Origin of the sequence: Guptibacillus spartinae (assembly GCF_028610625.1) — a bacterium.
Lineage (GTDB): Bacteria > Bacillota > Bacilli > Bacillales > Guptibacillaceae > Guptibacillus > Guptibacillus spartinae.
Genome location: NZ_JAQQWU010000014.1, coordinates 1 through 20,540, shown reverse-complemented (window position 1 = coordinate 20,540; position 20,540 = coordinate 1). Strand labels below are relative to the sequence as shown.

18 protein-coding genes are annotated in these 20,540 nt (G+C 40.2%); 5 read left to right on the top strand and 13 right to left on the bottom strand.

Annotation, left to right across the window (positions count from 1 at the left end; genetic code table 11):
• Nucleotides 1–469: 469 nt before the first annotated feature.
• The 5 genes from hutH to hutU all read right to left on the bottom strand — a co-directional run bounded on the left by hutH (nucleotide 470) and on the right by hutU (nucleotide 6,560).
• Nucleotides 470–1,987: a histidine ammonia-lyase gene (gene hutH / locus PQ511_RS19245; RefSeq protein ID WP_273853570.1), complete on the bottom strand. Its 1,518-nt coding sequence runs from the start codon at nucleotides 1,985–1,987 to the stop codon at nucleotides 470–472.
• Nucleotides 1,988–2,096: 109 nt separating this feature from the next.
• Nucleotides 2,097–2,537 carry a histidine utilization transcription antiterminator HutP gene (hutP, locus tag PQ511_RS19240; RefSeq protein ID WP_273853569.1) on the bottom strand — a complete coding sequence of 147 codons (441 nt, stop codon included), beginning with the start codon at nucleotides 2,535–2,537 and terminating at the stop codon, nucleotides 2,097–2,099.
• Nucleotides 2,538–2,609: 72 nt separating this feature from the next.
• Nucleotides 2,610–3,608, bottom strand: coding sequence for an agmatinase family protein (locus PQ511_RS19235; protein ID WP_273853568.1), 999 nt, complete (start codon nucleotides 3,606–3,608; stop codon nucleotides 2,610–2,612).
• On the bottom strand, nucleotides 3,605–4,879 hold the full coding sequence (gene hutI / locus PQ511_RS19230; RefSeq protein WP_273853567.1) for an imidazolonepropionase: 1,275 nt from the start codon (nucleotides 4,877–4,879) through the stop codon (nucleotides 3,605–3,607). The genes PQ511_RS19235 and hutI overlap by 4 nt, the downstream gene beginning before the upstream one ends.
• 13 nt (nucleotides 4,880–4,892) lie before the next feature.
• Nucleotides 4,893–6,560 carry a urocanate hydratase gene (hutU, locus tag PQ511_RS19225; RefSeq protein ID WP_273853566.1) on the bottom strand — a complete coding sequence of 556 codons (1,668 nt, stop codon included), beginning with the start codon at nucleotides 6,558–6,560 and terminating at the stop codon, nucleotides 4,893–4,895.
• Between the two features lie 396 nt (nucleotides 6,561–6,956).
• Between hutU and PQ511_RS19220 the strand changes: the two genes are divergently transcribed.
• Nucleotides 6,957–7,847 (top strand): fructose bisphosphate aldolase, encoded by an 891-nt coding sequence (locus tag PQ511_RS19220; RefSeq protein WP_273853565.1) that lies wholly within the window; start codon nucleotides 6,957–6,959, stop codon nucleotides 7,845–7,847.
• 61 nt (nucleotides 7,848–7,908) lie between these two features.
• On the opposite strand, the gene PQ511_RS19215 is transcribed toward PQ511_RS19220, so the two are convergent.
• From PQ511_RS19215 to PQ511_RS19200, 4 genes are all read right to left on the bottom strand, one after another.
• Entirely contained in the window at nucleotides 7,909–9,366 is a 1,458-nt protein-coding gene (locus PQ511_RS19215) for a helix-turn-helix domain-containing protein (RefSeq protein ID WP_273853564.1), read from the bottom strand.
• A 184-nt stretch (nucleotides 9,367–9,550) separates the two neighbouring features.
• Nucleotides 9,551–10,084, bottom strand: a complete 534-nt coding sequence (locus tag PQ511_RS19210) for a hypothetical protein (RefSeq protein WP_273853563.1) — start codon at nucleotides 10,082–10,084, stop codon at nucleotides 9,551–9,553.
• A 111-nt stretch (nucleotides 10,085–10,195) separates the two neighbouring features.
• Nucleotides 10,196–10,684 (bottom strand): hypothetical protein, encoded by a 489-nt coding sequence (locus tag PQ511_RS19205; RefSeq protein WP_273853562.1) that lies wholly within the window; start codon nucleotides 10,682–10,684, stop codon nucleotides 10,196–10,198.
• 39 nt (nucleotides 10,685–10,723) lie between these two features.
• Nucleotides 10,724–11,410, bottom strand: coding sequence for a MerR family transcriptional regulator (locus PQ511_RS19200; protein WP_273853561.1), 687 nt, complete (start codon nucleotides 11,408–11,410; stop codon nucleotides 10,724–10,726).
• Nucleotides 11,411–11,714: 304 nt separating this feature from the next.
• On the opposite strand from PQ511_RS19200, the gene PQ511_RS19195 reads away from it, so the two are divergent.
• Nucleotides 11,715–14,099 (top strand): penicillin acylase family protein, encoded by a 2,385-nt coding sequence (locus PQ511_RS19195; protein ID WP_273853560.1) that lies wholly within the window; start codon nucleotides 11,715–11,717, stop codon nucleotides 14,097–14,099.
• A 39-nt stretch (nucleotides 14,100–14,138) separates the two neighbouring features.
• Here the strand turns inward: PQ511_RS19195 and PQ511_RS19190 are convergent, their stop codons facing one another.
• Entirely contained in the window at nucleotides 14,139–15,206 is a 1,068-nt protein-coding gene (locus tag PQ511_RS19190; RefSeq protein WP_273853559.1) for a branched-chain amino acid aminotransferase, read from the bottom strand.
• Between the two features lie 346 nt (nucleotides 15,207–15,552).
• On the opposite strand from PQ511_RS19190, the gene PQ511_RS19185 reads away from it, so the two are divergent.
• Nucleotides 15,553–16,170, top strand: coding sequence for an acetate uptake transporter (locus PQ511_RS19185; protein WP_420541739.1), 618 nt, complete (start codon nucleotides 15,553–15,555; stop codon nucleotides 16,168–16,170).
• 259 nt (nucleotides 16,171–16,429) lie between these two features.
• Here PQ511_RS19185 and PQ511_RS19180 read toward each other — a convergent pair whose 3' ends face one another.
• The gene (locus tag PQ511_RS19180; RefSeq protein ID WP_273853558.1) at nucleotides 16,430–16,780 is read right to left on the bottom strand and encodes a nuclear transport factor 2 family protein; all 351 of its coding nucleotides are present in this window, start codon (nucleotides 16,778–16,780) and stop codon (nucleotides 16,430–16,432) included.
• A 334-nt stretch (nucleotides 16,781–17,114) separates the two neighbouring features.
• Between PQ511_RS19180 and PQ511_RS19175 the strand changes: the two genes are divergently transcribed.
• A complete protein-coding gene (locus PQ511_RS19175; RefSeq protein WP_159782750.1) occupies nucleotides 17,115–17,546 on the top strand; it encodes a helical membrane plugin domain-containing protein in 432 nt (143 codons plus the stop codon).
• Between the two features lie 30 nt (nucleotides 17,547–17,576).
• Complete coding sequence (locus PQ511_RS19170; RefSeq protein ID WP_273853557.1) at nucleotides 17,577–18,758, top strand: NAD(P)/FAD-dependent oxidoreductase; 1,182 nt, start codon at nucleotides 17,577–17,579, stop codon at nucleotides 18,756–18,758.
• Between the two features lie 67 nt (nucleotides 18,759–18,825).
• Here the strand turns inward: PQ511_RS19170 and PQ511_RS19165 are convergent, their stop codons facing one another.
• Both PQ511_RS19165 and PQ511_RS19160 read right to left on the bottom strand, forming a co-directional pair.
• Nucleotides 18,826–19,875 carry a PQQ-dependent sugar dehydrogenase gene (locus PQ511_RS19165; RefSeq protein WP_273853556.1) on the bottom strand — a complete coding sequence of 350 codons (1,050 nt, stop codon included), beginning with the start codon at nucleotides 19,873–19,875 and terminating at the stop codon, nucleotides 18,826–18,828.
• A 32-nt stretch (nucleotides 19,876–19,907) separates the two neighbouring features.
• Nucleotides 19,908–20,255, bottom strand: coding sequence for a VOC family protein (locus tag PQ511_RS19160; protein WP_273853555.1), 348 nt, complete (start codon nucleotides 20,253–20,255; stop codon nucleotides 19,908–19,910).
• Nucleotides 20,256–20,540 lie beyond the last annotated feature (285 nt).

Sequence of the window (20,540 nt, the reverse complement as noted above, 5' to 3'; positions counted from 1 at the left end):
CATACATTTCAATAAAAACAAGAGGAATCGCCATATTCTCTCATTATCATGAGAAAAAAAGAACGATTTAACATTTATTTAGGTAAATGGATAAGCATGTCCAACACCTGATGCATAAAGTATTGAAAGACAGGAGGTGGAAAAATGGGAAACCGTCGAAGCGCAGGTAACCAAAGATCATATGTGAAAAAGAGTCATCGATCGGAAGGTGAATCTCGAGGTTCTAGAAACCGTGGCTGTGGGTGCAAAAATAATGAAACTGCTGGTCGTGCTACATCGCCTAGCTGTTCAAGATACTGTTCCAATGTTTGTCGCCGTTTATTTCCTTTAGACTTTACACGTTGCTTTAACGATTGTGTATCGTGTCAGCAAGATGTGGTTTTTGAAACAGATCACGAATTTTACGAAGATTAAGCGTACAGCCGAAAAGGACAATCCTGTTTTTATGAGGATTGTCCTTTTCACCTTACTAGTCAAGTACATATTGACTATGAATGCTCCATTCAAATTGATCTTTACGTAACCACAACGAAAGAGCTACAATATCCTCTGAAAAAACGCGGTCTTCTTCAATTGAAGAGACGATTTTTCTTCCTTCTTCATATAAGCTCTGTGAGAAAGTCGAGGCTAAAGATATGCCTCTAATTTCTAATGCCTGCATCGCACATATCATTTCAATGGCCACTACCTTCTGAGCATTTAGTATGATTTGATAAGCATGGCGAGCACCAATTGTGCCCATACTGACATGATCTTCTTGATTCCCAGATGAAGGAATGCTATCCACACTTGCTGGATGGGCAAGTGTTTTGTTCTCTGATACAAGTGACGCTGCCGCATACTGCATAATCATAGCACCAGACTGGAGACCAGGATCAGGGCTTAAAAATGCTGGCAGATCATTTAGCTGCGGATTAACAAGTCGTTCCACTCTCCGTTCTGAAATATTGGCCATTTCAGCTACGCCAATTTTGAGAAAGTCCATCGCGATTGCAATGGGCTGACCGTGAAAATTCCCACCCGAGACGACCGTTTGACCATTTTCTAAAATAAGAGGATTATCTGTTGCAGCGTTCATTTCAATCTCAAGCTTTTCTTTTACATAAGCTAGACTTTGTCTTGAAGCACCATGGACTTGAGGAATGCATCGGAGGGAATAGGCATCCTGAACACGTTTTTCCCCTTGATGAGTCACCAGCTTGCTATTACTTGTTAGAACTCTTATTCGTTCTGCTACTTCCATTTGCTCTGGGTACCCTCGCGCTTTGTGTATCGCAGGATGAAATGCATCGATAACGCCTTCGAGCGCTTCAAGCGTCATCGCGCCGATCCAATCACACTGATCCATTAAACGTTCTGCTTCAATGAAGTTGATTATCCCCATTGCTGTCATCGCTTGCGTACCATTAATAAGGGCAAGACCTTCTTTTGCTTTTAAAGTAAGAGGAGAAATTCCTAGTTCCTCATACACACCTTTTGTCGGTAAAATTCTCCCTCGATAATGAACTTTTCCTTCTCCAACAAGAACTAATGCAAGATGAGAGAGCGGCGCTAAATCACCGGAAGCTCCAAGTGATCCCTGACTTGGAATAACGGGAATCATTTCTTCGTTTGCAAGATCGCAAAGACGTTCGACAACACATGGGCGCACACCCGAGTAACCTTTTAGTAACGCATTCAGTCTTAACACAACCATGGCTTTACTTACGTGTTCAGGAAAGTACTCGCCTACCCCGCAGGCATGTGAACGGATAAGATGAAGTTGAAGTGTATCGACATCTTTGTCCTGAATCCGAACGTCGCTGAATTTACCGAAACCCGTGTTTATTCCATAGACTGTCTCCCCACTTGCCACGATTTCCTCTACTGCTAACCTGCTTTTTATAACTTTCTTCATACTGAGCGGGTCAATCGTCACTTCTTCTCCTTCATAAATGACCCTTTTCATTTCTTTTACAGTTAAGGTAGAACCATTTAAAGAAACCATACCTATCGCCTTCTCTCTATGAAATTAATTATCTAACAACAAACGATGGGGCCAAGGGAACATACGTTTCCTTTGCCGCCTCCTTATCACTAATCGCTTTAGGCAGCTTTTATCCTATATGATTAATACCAAGTCCAAACGTTTCGTGTTCAAGTCCTTTTACTGGTGCGCCAATTGTTCCATAAAAAGCAACAGCAATCCATTCGCCTTCATCAAAATGCTCGTAGGGTGAGCCTCGAACAATCGCAAACCGTAAGCCCACGGTTCGCATCATATCTCCGGCGCCGATCTGGCCACGCATAACCCCTTCTAACGCTTCTAGTATGGCATGATATAAGGCATGAGTCTCTCGATAAAGCTCTTCTGAAATAATATTATTCCTTTTTGCAGATGTTTCAACAGCTGAGATAACTTTCTGCATACTCATTGACCCAGTCTTCCCCTGACAGTAATCCACATCTTCCAGCTGTTGCGAAAATGGTTCTAATTCATCAGGGGTTAATGATGCGATGAGCATCGCTAATTTACCAATCTGTATCTTTTGTGTCATTTCTCTCCCCTGTCCACATATCAACTCGTAACTAATATCTTTTTCTATTGTAAGCGCTATCAAAGTCTCTGGTCAAGATCGTTCTTTCCGTTTACACACTCCGGTTAAAAATGAGAGCATCGTATGAACGGCACTCTTCACCCCAAGCTCACCGACATCTTTTCTAGGATCGAGGCAAACGAGGTCCATTGCTTTTACTTTTGGATGTTCCCCGGCTATCTGGACAGCCTCAAACAACTCTTCTGTTCTCATACCGCCAGGAGTCGCTGCTGGTGCTGCAGGATTACAAGAAATATCAAGAACGTCCATATCCACCGTTAAGTATATCGTGTCAACCGCAACTTCAAGCTGAGCTAACGCATCGTGAACGATCTGATGGATACCTTTTGTTCTTACAGTTTTCATCGTCGTGTAATGAACACCGTGTTCATCAGCATAGTTTTTCAACGCTAAGCTATTAAAAAAACCGTGAAGCCCAATATTATGGACATGGTTTCCTTCAACTATATGGCTTTCGATTACTTGTCGTATTGGCGTGCCATTTGCTGGTCCTATTTCCGCAAAGTTTCGTAAATCAAAATGGGTATCCAATTGCAAGATTCCAATCGTCTCATTGCGATGCGCTTGCTTCCATCCTTTAATTAACATTGCTGTAATGGAATGATCTCCACCAAGCGTTAAAGGTATGGTATGTGGATGATGTTCTCTCATCGCGACCATAGCCTGCTGAATTTGGTCATGAGTAAACCCGATATCCGTTACATGTTGTTTCACGTCACCAAGATCGATCGCTTTTAAACGAGCTAAATCAACGTCTTCATCAAGATTATACGTACGAAATGAACGCCATGCTCTTCGCATCGCATCAGGATTCTCACTTGCTGCGGATGTACTAATCGATGACTTTGATAAGGGAACGCCAAGTATTGTAATGTCGTAGTCTTTCCAATTTGGCGTTAATTCTCCTATCGTTTCAATCCATTCATTCACCGTGAGATCAAGTTGTTCATCCGTTTGCTTTGACCAAATCATGGTTGGGCGATTTAACATTGGGTATGGATATACGCTCATAAAAGGTGTCCTCCTACGACCAGCGTCACTCCTCCTTTAATCACAGTGTCGACATGATTCATTCCATATTGATAGGAAAGAGTAAGGTAATTAGGTACATCAAATATTGTAATGTCCGCTTTTTTACCAGTTTCAAGACTCCCTGTAGTATCCGCACAGCCAATCGCATGTGCAGCATTAATGGTTGTCGCAGTTAATACCTCTTCAGGTGTCATCCCCATTTTCAAGCATCCAAGGTTCATGATAAAAGGAAGAGAAAGGGTAGGAGATGAACCAGGATTTGCATCCGTAGATAGCGCAACACCCACTCCAGCATCAATCATCTTTCTTCCTTGAGCAAAATCAGCCATTAGGAAAAATGCCGTTCCTGGAAGTAATACTCCCATTACACCTGCTTCAGCCATGTCTTTTATTCCCTGCTCTGATGCTCTAAGGAGGTGATCAGCCGAGATGGCTCCAACCTCCGCAGCCAACTCCGCTCCTGCATAAGGTTCAATCTCATCAGCGTGAAGTTTAGGAATAAGTCCGTATTCTTTTCCAGCTTCTAGTATGCGCCTTGATTGATCCGGAGTAAAAACACCTCGTTCACAAAAAACGTCGTTAAATGTTGCCAGCTTCCGATTGGCTACTTCTGGAATCATGTCTGAAATCACTCTTGACACGAACGCTTCGGGATTACTCTTTTCTGATAAAGGAATAGCGTGCGCACCCATAAATGTGGAAATTACATCTATCGGATGCGATTCATTTAGTTGTTTGGCAACTTCTAATTGTTTTATTTCATGTTCTAACGTGAGACCGTAACCGCTTTTCGCTTCCACTGTTGTTACTCCGTGCAACAAAAATTGGTTCAGACGTTTTCTCGACTGTTCGAACAACTCTTCATGACTCGCTTCTTGTGTCGCACGCGTCGTAGCATGAATACCCCCGCCCGCTTCCATGATTTCCATATATGTCTTCCCTTGTAACCGCATGGCGTATTCATTTTCTCTCGTTCCAGCATGAACAAGGTGCGTATGGGGATCAATTAGGCCCGGAGCTACTACTTTACCAGTAGCATCCATTTGTTCAGTTGACGCTGTTAACTCTTTGTATTTTTCTACTATTCTTTTTGATGATCCTACTTCAATGATGATCCCGTCTTCTATATAGAGAGCACCATTCTCAATTAATCCTATTTGCGACATTTCCTCTTTTATCGCTGGACGTTCCGAGTAACCCGACATCGTGATTAGCTGAGCCGCATTTTTGATTAATAAGCGTGCAGTCATCTCGCTCTACCTCCTATTTCTTTCGTAGCATCGGAACATGAATGCCTTTCTCCTCTGCCGTTTTCTTCGCTAAATCATAGTCTGCGTCAACATGACGCACCACACCCATTCCAGGGTCTGTTGTTAGCACACGCTCAATTCGACGCTCCGCCTCTTTCGTTCCGTCAGCTACAATAACCATCCCTGCATGAAGTGAGTAACCCATGCCAACGCCACCCCCATGGTGAACGCTTACCCAACTTGCCCCACCGACACTATTAATCAGGGCATTTAGAATTGGCCAATCAGCAACTGCATCGCTTCCATCTTTCATGGCTTCCGTCTCTCGATTCGGCGAAGCGACAGAGCCAGAGTCAAGATGATCACGTCCAATCACAATCGGAGCACTTAATTCCCCGTTTGCGACCATGTTATTTATGATTTTCCCAAACTTTGCTCGCTCCCCATATCCAAGCCAACAAATACGAGAAGGAAGTCCTTGAAAACTAATTTTCTCGCGCGCCATACGAATCCAATGACAGAGGTGTTCGTTTTCACTAAACTCATTTAAGATCACTTCATCTGTTTTATATATATCTTTTGGGTCTCCTGACAAAGCTACCCAACGAAAAGGACCTTTTCCTTCGCAAAACTGTGGACGGATATATGCCGGTACAAATCCAGGGAAATGAAAAGCGTTTTGAACACCTTCATCTTTCGCAACTTGCCGAATGTTATTTCCGTAATCAAATGTCACGGCTCCTTGCTTTTGCATCACAAGCATTGCCTGAACGTGTATGGCAATACTTTGTTTTGCTAATTTAGTATACTGATCCGGCTTCTCCCTACGGAGTTCTTCTGCCGCTTTTATATCCAGGTTTATAGGATAATAGCCGTTTAAAGGGTCATGAGCAGAAGTTTGATCCGTCAAAATGTCAGGGATAAAATGATAATCGATCATTTTAGGTAAAATTTCTGCCGCATTACCTAGTAAACCAATAGAAAGAGCTTTTCCTTTATTTCGAGCTTTCTTTGCCAACTCAATTGCATGCTCAAGACTATCAGTTGACGTATCAAGATACTTTGTATCGATTCGACGCTGTATCCTTTTTTCATCCATTTCAATCGCAATACATACCCCGCCGTTAAGCGTCACGGCGAGTGGTTGTGCTCCGCCCATTCCTCCTAAGCCTGCTGTTAACGTAATCGTATTTCTTAAACTACCGTTGAAATGCTGCTTCCCACATTCAGCAAAAGTCTCATACGTCCCCTGGACAATTCCTTGACTGCCAATGTAAATCCAGCTCCCAGCCGTCATTTGTCCATACATCATCAATCCTTTTCGATCCAGTTCATGAAAGTGCTCCCAATTTGCCCAGGCAGGCACCAAATTCGAATTAGCAATCAGTACTTTGGGGGCGTCTCTGTGAGTCTTGAAAACCGCTACAGGCTTTCCAGATTGAATCAACAGCGTTTCATCATCCTCAAGCTCCTTTAATGAACGAACAATGGCTTCATAGCACTCCCAATTTCGCGCCGCTTTTCCAATTCCACCATAGACAACAAGTTCCTCTGGATTCTCCGCGACATCAGGATGCAAATTATTACTAAGCATTCGTAAAGCCGCTTCCTGTATCCATCCTTTCGTATGCAGAACGGTGCCTCTATACTGCTCTACTTTGTTTGCCTTTGTACCAGCCATCAACGTCACCCTTTCCAATCATTTCTTATTAAAAGCGTAGCATTTGATCCTGAAACGATATAGACTACCGAATTTCGAATAATAGCATTTTATTGATAAATAAGAAGATTATCTTGATAAAACCTAAAATTTTCATAGTCTTTATTTTAGAAAAGAAAATCAAACTATTTTATGATTGAAGGAAGAGGAACATGGGTAATGCGTATATATGATGGGATAAAGAAAGGAACATCCATACTCTTTAAAACTTAATAAGGGAATAGATGAGATCATTTTCATAAATAAGAGCAGTTCATTTATGAAACGAAACAAAATTTGTTGTTAATTTTGATGGAATAATGGGAAGAGTATAGATGGTTCCAAAATGAAGATTAGAATCAAAAGGAGTGGAAAAACATGAACAACAATCAATTCGACAAAATCAAAAACGGAACAGGATTTATTGCAGCGCTAGATCAGAGTGGTGGTAGTACACCAAAGGCTCTTGCAGAATATGGTGTTCCTGAAGATTCCTACTCTAACGAAGACGAAATGTTCGATCGCGTTCATCAGATGCGAACAAGAATCATTACTTCACCTGCGTTTAGTGGTGAAAAAATACTCGGTGCTATTCTATTTGAACAAACTATGGATCGCGAAATAGAAGGCAAGTATACAGCCGACTATTTAGCAGATAAGGGAATTGTTCCTTTCCTAAAAGTTGATAAAGGACTAGCTGATCAAGAAAATGGTGTTCAGCTTATGAAACCAATTCACGATTTAGATGAAACCCTTGGTCGCGCAAGTGAACGAAAAATTTTCGGTACGAAAATGCGCTCAGTGATTCATGAACCAAATGAAAGCAGTATTAAGAAGGTTGTTGAGCAGCAATTTGATATCGGTAAGCGAATACTTGCTGCTGATCTAATGCCAATTATTGAACCTGAAGTCAACATTCATAGTGAAAACAAAGAAAAATCAGAAGAAATTTTACGAGAAGAAATCCTTAAACAGCTAAATGATTTATCAGAAGATCAAAACGTAATGCTTAAATTGACGATTCCGACAAGAGCAAATGCGTATAAAGAACTGATTGAGCATCCACGCGTGTTGCGTGTCGTAGCACTGTCAGGTGGATATTCTCGTGATGAAGCAAATGAGAAACTAAAAGAAAACCATGGTCTTATTGCAAGCTTTTCAAGAGCGCTTGCGGCAGATCTAAATGCCAATCAGACTGAGCAAGAATTTAATGACGCTTTACAGAGCGCGGTGGATTCTATTTACGACGCTTCCGTAAATAAAAAATAAGAAACATTATATAAATGGGTGAGGATACTACCGTCTATCCTCACCCATTTTATTTGCATTATCACTCTTTTCGATATTCACCGGGGGTTTTACCAGTGGATTTTTTAAAAACCCGACTAAAGTAATTCGGACTTTTAAATCCTACATGACTTGCAATAGCTTGAATGGATTCTTCCGTTGAGGTGAGGAGCTCTTTTGCTTTATAGATCCGGGTTTCACCTACTATTTCACGAAATGATTGACCGTAATTTTGAGTCAACGTGTGACTTAAGTAAGCTGGATTGCGTAACACATAGTCAGCTACTTCTTTTAAATTAAGTGCCGGGTCACTATAATGCTCATCAATATAAGTTAAGGTTTCTTCAATGACGTTTCTTTTGGAAACAGAACGAAAGTCGACTGATACCTTAAGAAGATGGGTAAGGAATAAGATGAGATCCTGAACGATCCGATAAAGAATGGGACTGTATAAAATCGATTCAAACACTTCTTTATATAAGACTTCACTATGTTTATCAGTCCTTCCTTTGCGAATCATAAATCTTCTTATTTGGGCCAGGATACTCGTTAAGCGCGTTCGCAATAGCCCAGGTTCTGGATAAGGGGGTTTCATCCCGTAAAAATGCTCATACATCCAACCTTTCAATTCATCCATTCGACTTTCTTCTAGCATATAAATCCAGTGACGCTGTTCCGTTAACGTTAAAAAGGGATCGATGTCATACCATTCTTCTTCATTATTTGATTGAAGAACTTGTTGATATCCAGTAAAAAAAGAGACTTCCATTACCTTTCTTAGTTTCATATAAATTTGATGCAATGAATGATCCGTCGTCCCTTGATGAACGGCAATAACCATCGACTCTTCACTTATATGCTCCCACTCTCGTAAAAACCGCCGTGCCTGTTGTATTGGTTCAGGTATCTGTTTCTCAAAAACAACTACAATCCGATCTGTTGTTGAAAAAACAAGTGGAGTAGATGAAAAATTAAACTGACCAATAAAGTGTCGTAACTCATTGAGAACGTCTCTTTCTTCCGTTTTCATTAAGTAGACCGGAGCATGGTAAGCTAGTTCATCGTCAATAAATAAGGATTTATACCACAATGTTTGGCGTGATTCTTCTCCTTTCTCTCTCCTTTTGAAATCTGACACATTTCTGCATGCTTTTTGAAGAGAGTTTTTTATTTTAAGTGGTGATAACGGTTTCACCATTAAGTCTAAAGCCCCTATCTCAATTGCTTCTGTGGCTCTTTCAAAAGTTGGCTCAGCTGTTACTGCAATCACTTCTGTAGAGTAACGATCAATAAATGTTTTCATAAGAGTCCATTTATCCCGTGGGATCATGTCCAATTCAATGAAAAGGATATCAGGTAATTCTTTTTCTAAAACCCTCATAATCTCTGCTAACTCACTAACCGTTTCTACTATAGAAATAGGAAAGGAATACTTTGAAATTAACCATCTTAATCCGGTCAGCTCCTGAGTGTCACGATCTCCAATAACTAGTTTATACATGAGCCATTTGCCTCGACTTCCTCTATTTCTTATTTGTTTCCACTCTTAGTTTTTTGATTGTTATCCTCTTTCATTTTGTCAAAATGTATTTAAAACCTCAATATTTATCTTTGTCACCCTTTTTTAAAAACAAAAAAAGGACTTGCTAAGTAGCAATGATCCTTATCACGATCATTAGTTTTCGTTATTCACCATTACCAAGAACAGCTGTAACGCCCCACACCTTATCGTATGCATCATATCCATTCAATCCAATATCCAGGTCGTGGAAATAACGATGCAACTTTTGAACATCTCCTGTCTTACCATCCTCAATATATTGTAAGGCAATGGCCTTGATATCTCGCAAATCTTCGTTGATCTTCCCTTTTTCCTCTTCTTTATATACATTTACAACTGATACAATTTCAATCGCTTTTTCGGTTTGATCATTATGATTAAGCTTTGAGATTTCACCAAAACCAGTCGTTTGATTGTAAAAAGCATGGGTCGAAGCAACAAACGCATTTACATTTTCAGGATTCGCCGATACTCTAGATTCAATTTCATCTATTTCTTCTTTTGTGTAAACATGCCGTTCCACTAAAACTGGAGTAATCCAATCGCTACTTGTTGAAATAGCACGTTCGTTAATGGAAACAAGGACATAAATAGTAATGGCAAGACTACCAGCCGTTGCTAGAGCAAGCAGGACGAATTTTGTTTTTGTCTTAATCACAATCCCCTCCCCATTCATATAGAAAGAAACGTTGTTTTAACGTCACAAAAGCGATATCTCATCACTGTAGATATCGCTTTTGTTTATGCGAAACCAAAGAACGTTTCCACCTTATTGCTCCCCATAGGTTTCGGTAACCCCAAACGTATCCTCATGGTCATAGTGATTCAGGGCTTTGTCGAGATCATGAAAGTACCGATGAAGTGCACGAATCTCCGTTTTCGTGAGGGATTGGTTAGAAAGTTCCTTTATCGATAATAAATCTTTTTTGAGATCTTCATGCACTACCCCATTTTCTATAAACACATCAATATAGGCTACAGCAGCAGTTGCTTGACGCTCTTGTGCTTCTAAATCCATTGGACGGTCAATCATACCGTAGCCCGTTGTTCGATTGTAAAATTCATGAAAATCCGCAACAAAATCTTCTACATGCTCGTACTCTGCTGGAAAAGTAGCGGCAGATACGAGATGTTCTTCCCCCTTCACCTTAGTTCCATTTACTTCGGTGTGTAGTGAGAAAATATAAATATAGAGAGCCGCGAATGTTGCAGCAACGAGGAGACTGATTATGGAAAACATCACTTTCGCTTGATCCATTCATCTTCCCCCATTCGAATTTCTCTCTACTCTACTTCATTATTTAGCAAACCCGAAAATATTTTTGATTTTCGTAACCCCCCACTTCGGATCATGTGCTCTGCTTTCATCCCTGAAACGATCTTGCACAACGGCCATTAACCTTTCTTCTCGAGCTGACATCTGTTCATCTGCAATTTGTCTTTCTTTGGTTACTTCAAATTGATAAAATTCACGTTCGTCGACTGAAACTTCAGCAAGGTGATCGATTTTTTTACCAATAGCACTAAGCTCCATTTGGTTAATGGATGCATGTGCATCGGATGCAGTGGCAATTTCTTCATGAACAATTTCATGAACTTGATGAACGATATCCTTTTCTAATCGCTTAACGGTTTCATCCATGCTAAGAAGTTTTTTTACTTCTTCTGATTCAACAAAAGAAACGATTTTAGATAAGGAAGTTTGAATATCCACCTGATCAATAGGCTCGCTAGGCGGCGTTTTTTCTGCTTCTTTTCCCTGAAGTTCTAACGTATTAATAATCACTTCATCGGCCGCATGACTTTCTTTCATGTTTTTAATTAACTGAAGGACTTCAATATCGCCAATTGTATACGTACGAGCGTTGTTTTCATCACGTGGAATCGTTAGAAATGGTGCAAACTGCTCTTCCCATAATTTCAATGTATGACGAGACACATTCAACATGGAAGCCACCCTGGAGATCATCATTGTATTATTCATTTTCATCATTCCTCCCCGTTGATTTAATAAAGTTATTCCATGGCGAGCTATCTATTTTCCTGCAAGATGACAAAGGTTCTTAAAAAGAGTCAGAGATTCTCAGGAAATCGTGCTAATCTACAAAAGCACTCGTTTGATGTAATGTTTTGAAATGGAATTTGTGCATTTCTCGAATCTTGGCGTGTTTAGATCATTCAAAAGTCATTTATGCCGACAGCTTCTTTGCGGATAAAAGCACCTTAAGAAAGCGCTACCAAAAAAGATAATTATGGTAATATATAGTTAAAAAGAAATGGGGGAAGTTATGAGCACGGTTGTCACACCTGTAAAACACCCTAAGTTGAAAAAGAAAAAATGGCCCTATTACGCTACTAGCATTACTTTATTGCTAATCATTCTCGCGTTAGCCATTAGCTTTTGGTTTGTTCAAAGAACAGCTCCTGAAACAAATGGGGAAATCACTTTATCAGGATTAGAAGGTTCTGTTTCCATTTATCGGGATCAGTCAGGTACCCCCCATATTGAGGCTAACTCAACAAAGGATTTATTTATGGCTCAAGGATTTGTAACAGCTCAGGATCGTATGTTTCAAATGGACCTAAGTCGTCGTCAAGCATCCGGCACACTTAGTGAAGTGATTGGTGAGTCAACAATTGACAAAGATAAGTTTTTTCGGACGCTTGGCTTAAGAAGGGCAGCAGAAAATTCCTATTCTGCCTACTCTGATGAGGCGAAGCAACTATTAGAATGGTATGCAGACGGGGTTAATGCTTATATATCTCAAGCAAAATCGAAAAATACACTGCCGATTGAATTTACACTTGCTGGATATGAACCAAATGAATGGACACCTATTGATTCTCTCACCATTGGTAAGTACATGGCATTTGATTTAGGCGGACATTGGGAAGGTCAAGCTTTTCGTTACTATCTACTTCAGAACTTCTCTGAAGAAGAGGCAATGGATTTGTTCCCTAGTTACCCTGAAGATGGGTCCACTGTTATTCAAGAAATAAAAGAAAGTCAGTTAGATATCTCAAAAAGTTTTGCTAATGCGGTCATCCCAGATCCATTTAACGGAAGTAATAACTGGGTCGTATCTGGCGAAAAAACCGCTTCTGGAAAGCCACTTTTAGCCAACGATCCACATCTTGGGCTTGGTACACCTCCTATCTGGTACGAAACACATTTAAATTCTCCTGACTTTCATGTCAGCGGGGTTATTTTTGCCGGCGTTCCTGGTATTATCGTGGGAAGAAACGACTCGATCGCCTGGGGAGTTACAAATGTAGGACCTGATGTTCAGGACCTCTATATTGAAAAACGAAATCCTGATAACCCTACTGAATTTCAGTACAATGATCAGTGGGAAGAAGCAGAAGTTCTTGATGAAAGCATTCCTGTAAAAGACAGTGAACCGATACCATATGAAGTTGTCATTACACGACATGGTCCTATTCTCTCTGAATTTGCCCATGACGAACAACCGGATACGGCTTTATCCCTTAGATGGACTGCCCTAGATCCTTCAACCGAATTAGAAGCGGTTCTTAAATTTGATCAAGCGTCGAACTGGGAAGAATTTAAGGAAGCGCTAACTTCTTTTCACACGCCAGCTCAAAATTTTGTATTTGCTTCCACTGACGGAACAATTGCTTACCGAGCAAATGGACTCATTCCGATTCGTAAAAATGGAGATAGCATGGTCCCAGTTCCAGGCTGGAACGATGACTATGAATGGGAAGGTTATATTCCCTGGGAAGAACTTCCGACAATCGTCAATCCGGATGAAGGGTTCATTTCTACCGCAAATAATAAAATCACCACAGATGACTACCCTTACCACATTACCCATACGTGGGCCCAACCTTATCGTCAGAATCGCATTCGAGAAGTATTGATTGCCGGTGATAACCTAGTGGCCAAGGATATGATGAATCTTCAAAATGATTTCATGAATTTGCAAGGAAAAGAGCTTACTCCTCTGTTAACGAAGGAACTCAACAGTGAGAACTTAACCTCTATTGAAAAAGACGCACTCTCGCTTCTTCAAGAGTGGAACTATATGGATGGTAGAGATGAAGCCGCTCCTCTTCTCTTTCATTTATGGTTAGTAGAAATGGATAAAGTGCTATTTGATGGAAAAATTGACAAAGAAATGATGCCGCTTTTTGATGGGAAAAGTCAAGTGATTGATCAGCTAATTAGAAGAGCAGCCAATGGGGAAAAAGGACCCTGGATGGAGAATTCTGGAGGATTTCAATCTGTCGTAACAAAATCTTACCAAGCTGCCGTTGAACGCGCTGTTTCCTTACAAGGACATGCACCAGAAAAATGGGTGTGGGGCACGTTCCACTCTGTGCCTTTTGAACATCCTCTCGGTGCGATCAAGCCCTTAAATCTTCTCTTCAATCCTGAAGTGAATGCCATGGGCGGTAGTCGCGTAACGGTTGGCGCTGCAGGTTGGAACTCATCAACCGGCACGGTTAATCACGGGGCCCCGTGGAGAGGTATCACGGATTTAGCTCATATGGAAACAAGCTATAATGTCATATCCCCCGGTCAATCCGGCTACGTATGGAGCAAATGGTACGATAACCAAATTGATGATTGGGTAAATGGACGTTATCACGAAACAAACATGAGCGGATATAAAGAAAACGCAGAGCATCTCCTTCTTAAACCATAGAAAAAGCTCTCTCAAATAAATGAGAGAGCCTTTTTTTTGCTATTTTACAGATACTGTCCAATTTTGTGTATCTTCTAATTTTCCTGTTTGGATCCCTGTAATGGTGTCATACAACTTCTGAGAAAGTTCTCCAATTTCATGATCATTGATGACCATTTTCTTACCTTGCCAGTTCAGTTCTCCTACCGGTGAGATGACGGCTGCGGTTCCAGTTCCAAACGCTTCTTCAAGCTGTCCTTTTTGAGATAGCTCATAAAGTTCTTCGATTGACACTTTTCGCTCAGTTACAGGGATATCCCACTTCTTTAACAACTCAATAACTGACATTCGTGTAATGCCGTGTAAAATGCTACCGTTTAATTCAGGGGTGATCACTTCTCCATTTATCTTAAAGAAGATATTCATACTTCCCACTTCTTCAATATAACGCTTTTCTACGCCGTCAAGCCAAAGAACATCTGCATTTCCATCTTTATAGGCTTTGGCTTGTGCCTGGTAAGCGGAAGAATAGTTTCCAGCCGTTTTCGCCATTCCAGTTCCGCCTTTGACGGCTCTAGTGAATTTATCTTCAACGCTGATTTTCACCGGTGTTAAGCCACCAGAAAAATAAGAGCCAACTGGTGAAAGAATGATCATTAATTTGTACGTATTGGAAGGTGCAACAGATAAATTTGGCTCCGTTGCAATAATATACGGGCGGACATAAAGCGATGTTCCCGGCGTTGATGGAACCCAATCTTGCTCAAGGTGAATCAATTCTTTTAAGTAACCCATCACACGTTCCTCGTCAATTGGAGGAATGCTCAATCGATCACTTGACAGATTCAAACGTTGCAAATTTTTCTCAGGTCTAAACAAAAGGATTCGATCGTCAGTACGGTAGGCTTTTAATCCTTCAAAAACAGTTTGACCATAATGAAAAATCATTGCAGCGGGATCTAGTGTAACCGGCTCGTATGGGATGATGCGTGGTTCAAACCACCCTTTATCGGTTTCATAATCCATTACAAACATGTGATCAGTGAATGTTCTTCCAAATGGGATTTGATCCTTTTCAGGTTTCGCTTTTAAATTCGTACTTTTCACAATTTCTAAGTCAGTACTCATGGCCAGGACTCCTTACGATTAAAATAATTAAGACAACTTTCGCTCCTTCCACTTGAAGGCAGCTCACTATTTATCTATTGTACTGCCAAACAGTATTGAATTAAAGCATTATAGTACAGAAAGATGAAAAAATTCAGTAAAAGATACTTTCAATCAGTTTGCTTCACGCTTTAACCGTTCGCAATAAAAAGTTTTCTATTTCTTTTGGAAACGATATCAAACGAATACTCACAACGGTTTTCTTTTCAAGAGTAGGTGGTTTCTTATCTCGATGATCCATTTTCCTATTGCAAGTGGTCTCATTTTCACGTAAATTGATCAAGTATGTTTAATAGGAGGTCTCATCATGAATCAAACACAAAACACAAAGCACGTGCAAATGGTAACAGCAGATCCATCAGCTATTGGACTGTTTGGTCTGGCAATGGTTACGCTCGTAGCATCATCAGCGAAACTAGGTTGGACAGATGGCGTATCCTTTGTTCTACCATGGGCGATTTTTCTCGGAGGAATTGCTCAGCTTATTGCAAGTTTCCTCGATGCGAAACACAATAACACGTTTGGAACCACTGCCTTTGCAGCATTTGGACTATTTTGGCTAGGTGTCGGTACATCCTGGTTAATACAATTTGGTGTCTTTGGCGATGCAGCAGCGGCCGCGGTTGATCCAAAACAATTAGGCATTGCATATATCGGATATTTGATCTTCAGCATCTTTATGACAGTAGGTGCGATGGAAACACATAAAGTTCTTTTCTTTATTTTTGTTTTTATTGATTTTTTATTTATCGGACTTACATTCTCTACTTTAGGAATCTTCCCTGAAGGCATGCACTTCTTAGCTGCCATTGCTGAGTTCTGCATTGCCATCTTAAGCTTCTATGGTTCAGCGGCTAGCGTATTAAATACCCATTTCGGCAAGGTGACACTTCCTATTGGAAAACCTTTTGGTATTTTCAAGTAGGCATCATTTATTAGACAGATGAAAGTTAACTTTCATCTGTCTTTTCTATATCACAAGGTGCTTTTAAACGCGCTTAATTAAGCAAAGCTACTAGCTTTAACATCATAAATAGGAAGCTTCCTTTGTTTTTTCGAAGTCTCTACTTGCGCTTAATTATTCATAATACGATCCATAAGATACATAATAATATTATTGTAAACTATTCAAAGAATATTAGATTTATCTTCATAATTGAAAAAAGATAAATTTAGTAAGTTCATTAGGTAGCTATTGTGCCCTGATGAAAGAACAGTTGCCATTGATGCTCTTTTTTTCTCCAAATTGAACTTCGTAGCGTATGTTGATTTCTTGTTCTATCATGAACGCGATATGTAACAAGCATCACGTCTTCTGCTAAAGGATGAATGGCAAATTCAGATAACGTCATTTCTCTTAGAGAAAGACCTGCTTCCACAACATCCTTTTTACTCCAAATCGTCCCCGAACTTCCGAACTCAAAAAAATCAGCTGAAAGTACCTCCTTTAACATAACGGAGTTTTTCCTCACTTGAGGTGTAAGTAACTCCTTCTCTAAGTTGAATAATTGCTTTTTAATTTCCTGTATCTCCATAATTTCATCTCCCATTTCTTACTTTTTCCTCCATTTATCCACATGAAAAATCCAGTACTATCAATTATTTTAACGAATTTATTGATGTAAGCGGTTAAGTGAAAGGCTATGCATTGAAATTCACTCAAGGATAATTTAACCTATTAGAGTAGGTATAAAAGATAACTGGATGATGGACACTTTAAAAAGAAAAACACAATGAGTTACGTCCCAATTTTCTTCTGTCGCTTGATTAGTGCCTTTTACATATAATCAGGCTTTTGAATACCTTAACATGGTTTTGCCTTATGATAGAACAAACAAGCGTAATTGCTTAAAAGAAGGAGAAGTGACTATGTCAGAATCAATCACAACCGAAACAGGCGAAAAACGTGTTCCAACTCAAGACGAGCGCGAACTGCTTGATCAGCTTTTAGATCCTAAAGTTCAGGAGTCACTAAGCGTACTTGTAAAGGAACTACCTAAAGTAACAGAACTTGTCAACATGATGTCTAAATCATATGATACCGTACAAGCGCTCGCAACAGATGATGTATTAAAGAATGACACTGTCGAATTCATGTCTGAAATTCTACACCCTGTCAAAAATTCTGTTAAAGACGTTGCTGCAAATGCCATTGAAGCCAAGGATGAAGCAGAAAAAAGCTCTGAAGTGATTGGCCTTTTCGGACTTTTGAAAATGCTCAAAGATCCACAAGCTCAAAAACTTTTCAGATTTGTAAATGCCTATCTTAAAGTTTCAGGCGAAAAAAGTAACCAAAAATAATACTGATCTGCTAGAAATGGAGGAACAATCATGTCAAAACAAATAGTCATTTTGGGCGCAGGTTATGGTGGGCTTCTTTCTGCTTTATCCGTACGTCAATACTTAAATGAATCAGAAGCAACTGTTACATTAATCAACAAAACACCAACACACCAAATCATTACAGAATTGCACCGTCTAGCTGCTGGTAACATCTCTACTGATGCTGCAGCACTTCCACTCGATAAGTTATTAAAAGGAAACGACATCAACCTTAAAGTTGCAACGGTTGATTCATTTTCTGTTGATAACAAAGAAGTGAAGCTTTCTGATGGCTCTACCCTTTCTTACGATGCATTGGTCGTAGCACTTGGAAGTAAAACAGCTTACTTCGGCATTCCAGGACTTGAAGAAAACAGCATGGTGTTGAAGTCTGCTGAAGATGCAAACCGTATCCACGCTCATGTGGAAGAACGCATTAAGAGCTTTGCAGCATCAGGTGACAAAGCGGACGCTACCATTCTTATTGGCGGTGGCGGTTTGACTGGAACTGAGCTCGTAGGCGAACTAGCGGATGAAACACCGAAGCTTGCTCGTAAATACGGCGTAGATCCTGCTAAAATTAAATTGAAGCTTGTTGAAGCAATGCCTAAAATTCTTCCAATGCTTCCAGACGAATTGATTAACCGTGCAATGACGAGTCTTGAAAAGCGCGGCGTTGAGTTCCTAACAAACCTTCCTGTTACAAATGTTGAAGGTAACGTCGTTGAATTAAAAGACGGTCAAAAGATCGTAACAAACACATTCGTTTGGACAGGTGGCGTTCAAGGTAACCCGCTCGTTGGCGAAAGCGGTATTGAAGTCAATCGCGGCCGTGCAACGGTGAACAATTACCTTCAATCCACTTCACATGAGAATGTGTTCGTAGCTGGAGACAGTGCGGTTTACTTCAAACCAGGAGATGAGCGCCCACAACCACCTACGGCTCAAATCGCATGGCAGATGGGTGACCTTATCGGGTATAACTTATATGCTTACCTTTATGATAAAGACTACAAAGAATTTGAACCTGTTAACTCAGGTACATTAGCAAGTCTTGGTCGTAAGGATGCAGTTGCTCAAATCGGAGGTAACTCAACCTCTCTTAAAGGACTTCCTGCATCTGTGATGAAAGAAGCAAGTAACGTTCGTTACCTTTCACACATTAAAGGTTTGTTTGCCTTAGCATACTAAATGAATATAAATAAAGGTCCTGTGAGAACAATTTCACAGGGCCTTTCCTTTTCAAGCTATACAGGGATTAATTATCGATAATAAGCTTTATTATCCGATCATCCTCCTTAACCGGTTCTCCTCGACCATCTTTATTATTCGTGATCGCATATAAGTATTCCTCATCTAAAAATAAAGATCGAACTCGTCCAATTCCATCTTTCACAATTGTTGTCCCCTGTCCTCTAAGCTGAAACGATCGAATCGCCTCACCTCGTAAGCAAGCGACATACAACTGATCATTCAAAAAAACCATTCCTGATGGAGCCCATGTGTCGGTACCAGAATGATAAAGAGGCTGCGTCATCCCATCTGCAACTTCATCACCTTCAATCACAGGCCAGCCATAATTATTGCCTGCATCAATTTGATTAATTTCATCATGTCCAGACTGCCCATGCTCAGAGCTAAAAAGCTGTCCTTCATCATTCCAGGTAAGCCCTTGCGGATTTCGATGTCCATACGAGTACACATAGGAGCCTTTAAATGGGTTGTCTTCTGGAACGTTCCCCTGTACATCCATACGAAGAATTTTACCCGCCAAACTTTCTTTATTTTGAGCTAGTTCTGGTTCACCAGCATCGCCAGTTGTAATATAAAGCATGCCATCAGGTCCTAATTTCACTCTGCCACCATTATGAAATTGTGACCCTGGTATTTTATCAAGAAGCGCAGCAGTTTCTGTCCACACGCCTTCTTTTAATTGAACCTTAACTACCCTATTCAGTGTTTTGCCATCTTCTAGATAAGTGTAATAGAGAAAAGCTGTTTGCGATTCTTGAAAGTCTTCTGATAGGGCAAGACCTAATAGACCTCCCTCTCCTTCGCTATGAATCGCTTTTGAAAGTTGTAGAGACTGCCGTTCCAAACGATTCGTAACGTTTGCCATCATGCCAGAACGTTCAGTTAGATAAAATGTTCCTTCAGATCGTGTGATTTCCCACGGAACATCCAAATTTTCTATAAATTCCCCGGCAAGATTCTCCTCTGCTACACGCTCATTAGAACGATCGTTAGGTTCATTGCTAGAGCATGCTACCAAAAGAAGAAATGCTCCGATCACTCCCCTTTTTCTCACGGTGTACGCCTCTTCTCTCACTATAATTAATATCACTCACAAATCATTAATACATTTCCGTCGGGGTCTTTAAAATTAAACCAATGCCCGTTTTCAATCTCTGTCACAAGTTCAATCCCTTTTTCTTTCATAAAAGTATAGGCAGTTTCAATGTCTTTCGTATCAAAATGAAATGCAGGTGTTTGGAATATGGTTTCATCTGAATATATTTTACTGTCAAGAACAAGTCCAGTACCATTCATAGGGACAATATAAAGATGTCCAGCGATAATGTCGCCATCTGCCTCTAGACCTAGTAAATCACAGTACCATTCTTTTGCATCCTCAATGTTTTTTACAGGAATAAAGACCGCACTAATTTGATTTAAGATTGGGGTCAATTGACTTACCTTCCTTTCAATATAAATATCTCATCAATGATATCTCTTCTTGATTCATTATGTAGATCCTGCTCAGGAAGAATAAAATCGAAAGATGACACATTTGTTTTTAAATGGATGTGGAAATGGTTCTAAATAAAGAAAAAGCCTATCTACGTTGAACTGTAACCCGAATAATGGACACTTATAAAAAAGTGCCCCGTTATTCGGGTTATTTCTGTTTCTAGAAATAAAACCCGTTTATAATGAAACAAAGCAGAGGAACGGAGTGAGTAAATGGCTAAG

What these genes read in the sequence shown, in the direction of transcription:
- PQ511_RS19215 (WP_273853564.1), bottom strand. Translation starts at nt 9,366, where the DNA reads ATGTATAAACTAGTTATTGGAGATCGTGACACTCAGGAGCTGACCGGA.
- PQ511_RS19175 (WP_159782750.1), top strand. Translation starts at nt 17,115, where the DNA reads ATGTCAGAATCAATCACAACCGAAACAGGCGAAAAACGTGTTCCAACT.
- hutU (WP_273853566.1), bottom strand. Translation starts at nt 6,560, where the DNA reads ATGGCTGGTACAAAGGCAAACAAAGTAGAGCAGTATAGAGGCACCGTT.
- hutP (WP_273853569.1), bottom strand. Translation starts at nt 2,537, where the DNA reads ATGACACAAAAGATACAGATTGGTAAATTAGCGATGCTCATCGCATCA.
- PQ511_RS19180 (WP_273853558.1), bottom strand. Translation starts at nt 16,780, where the DNA reads ATGGAGATACAGGAAATTAAAAAGCAATTATTCAACTTAGAGAAGGAG.
- PQ511_RS19220 (WP_273853565.1), top strand. Translation starts at nt 6,957, where the DNA reads ATGAACAACAATCAATTCGACAAAATCAAAAACGGAACAGGATTTATT.
- PQ511_RS19190 (WP_273853559.1), bottom strand. Translation starts at nt 15,206, where the DNA reads ATGAGTACTGACTTAGAAATTGTGAAAAGTACGAATTTAAAAGCGAAA.
- PQ511_RS19235 (WP_273853568.1), bottom strand. Translation starts at nt 3,608, where the DNA reads ATGAGCGTATATCCATACCCAATGTTAAATCGCCCAACCATGATTTGG.
- PQ511_RS19200 (WP_273853561.1), bottom strand. Translation starts at nt 11,410, where the DNA reads ATGAATAATACAATGATGATCTCCAGGGTGGCTTCCATGTTGAATGTG.
- PQ511_RS19195 (WP_273853560.1), top strand. Translation starts at nt 11,715, where the DNA reads ATGAGCACGGTTGTCACACCTGTAAAACACCCTAAGTTGAAAAAGAAA.
- hutI (WP_273853567.1), bottom strand. Translation starts at nt 4,879, where the DNA reads ATGACTGCACGCTTATTAATCAAAAATGCGGCTCAGCTAATCACGATG.
- PQ511_RS19170 (WP_273853557.1), top strand. Translation starts at nt 17,577, where the DNA reads ATGTCAAAACAAATAGTCATTTTGGGCGCAGGTTATGGTGGGCTTCTT.
- PQ511_RS19185 (WP_420541739.1), top strand. Translation starts at nt 15,553, where the DNA reads ATGAATCAAACACAAAACACAAAGCACGTGCAAATGGTAACAGCAGAT.
- hutH (WP_273853570.1), bottom strand. Translation starts at nt 1,987, where the DNA reads ATGGTTTCTTTAAATGGTTCTACCTTAACTGTAAAAGAAATGAAAAGG.
- PQ511_RS19205 (WP_273853562.1), bottom strand. Translation starts at nt 10,684, where the DNA reads ATGGATCAAGCGAAAGTGATGTTTTCCATAATCAGTCTCCTCGTTGCT.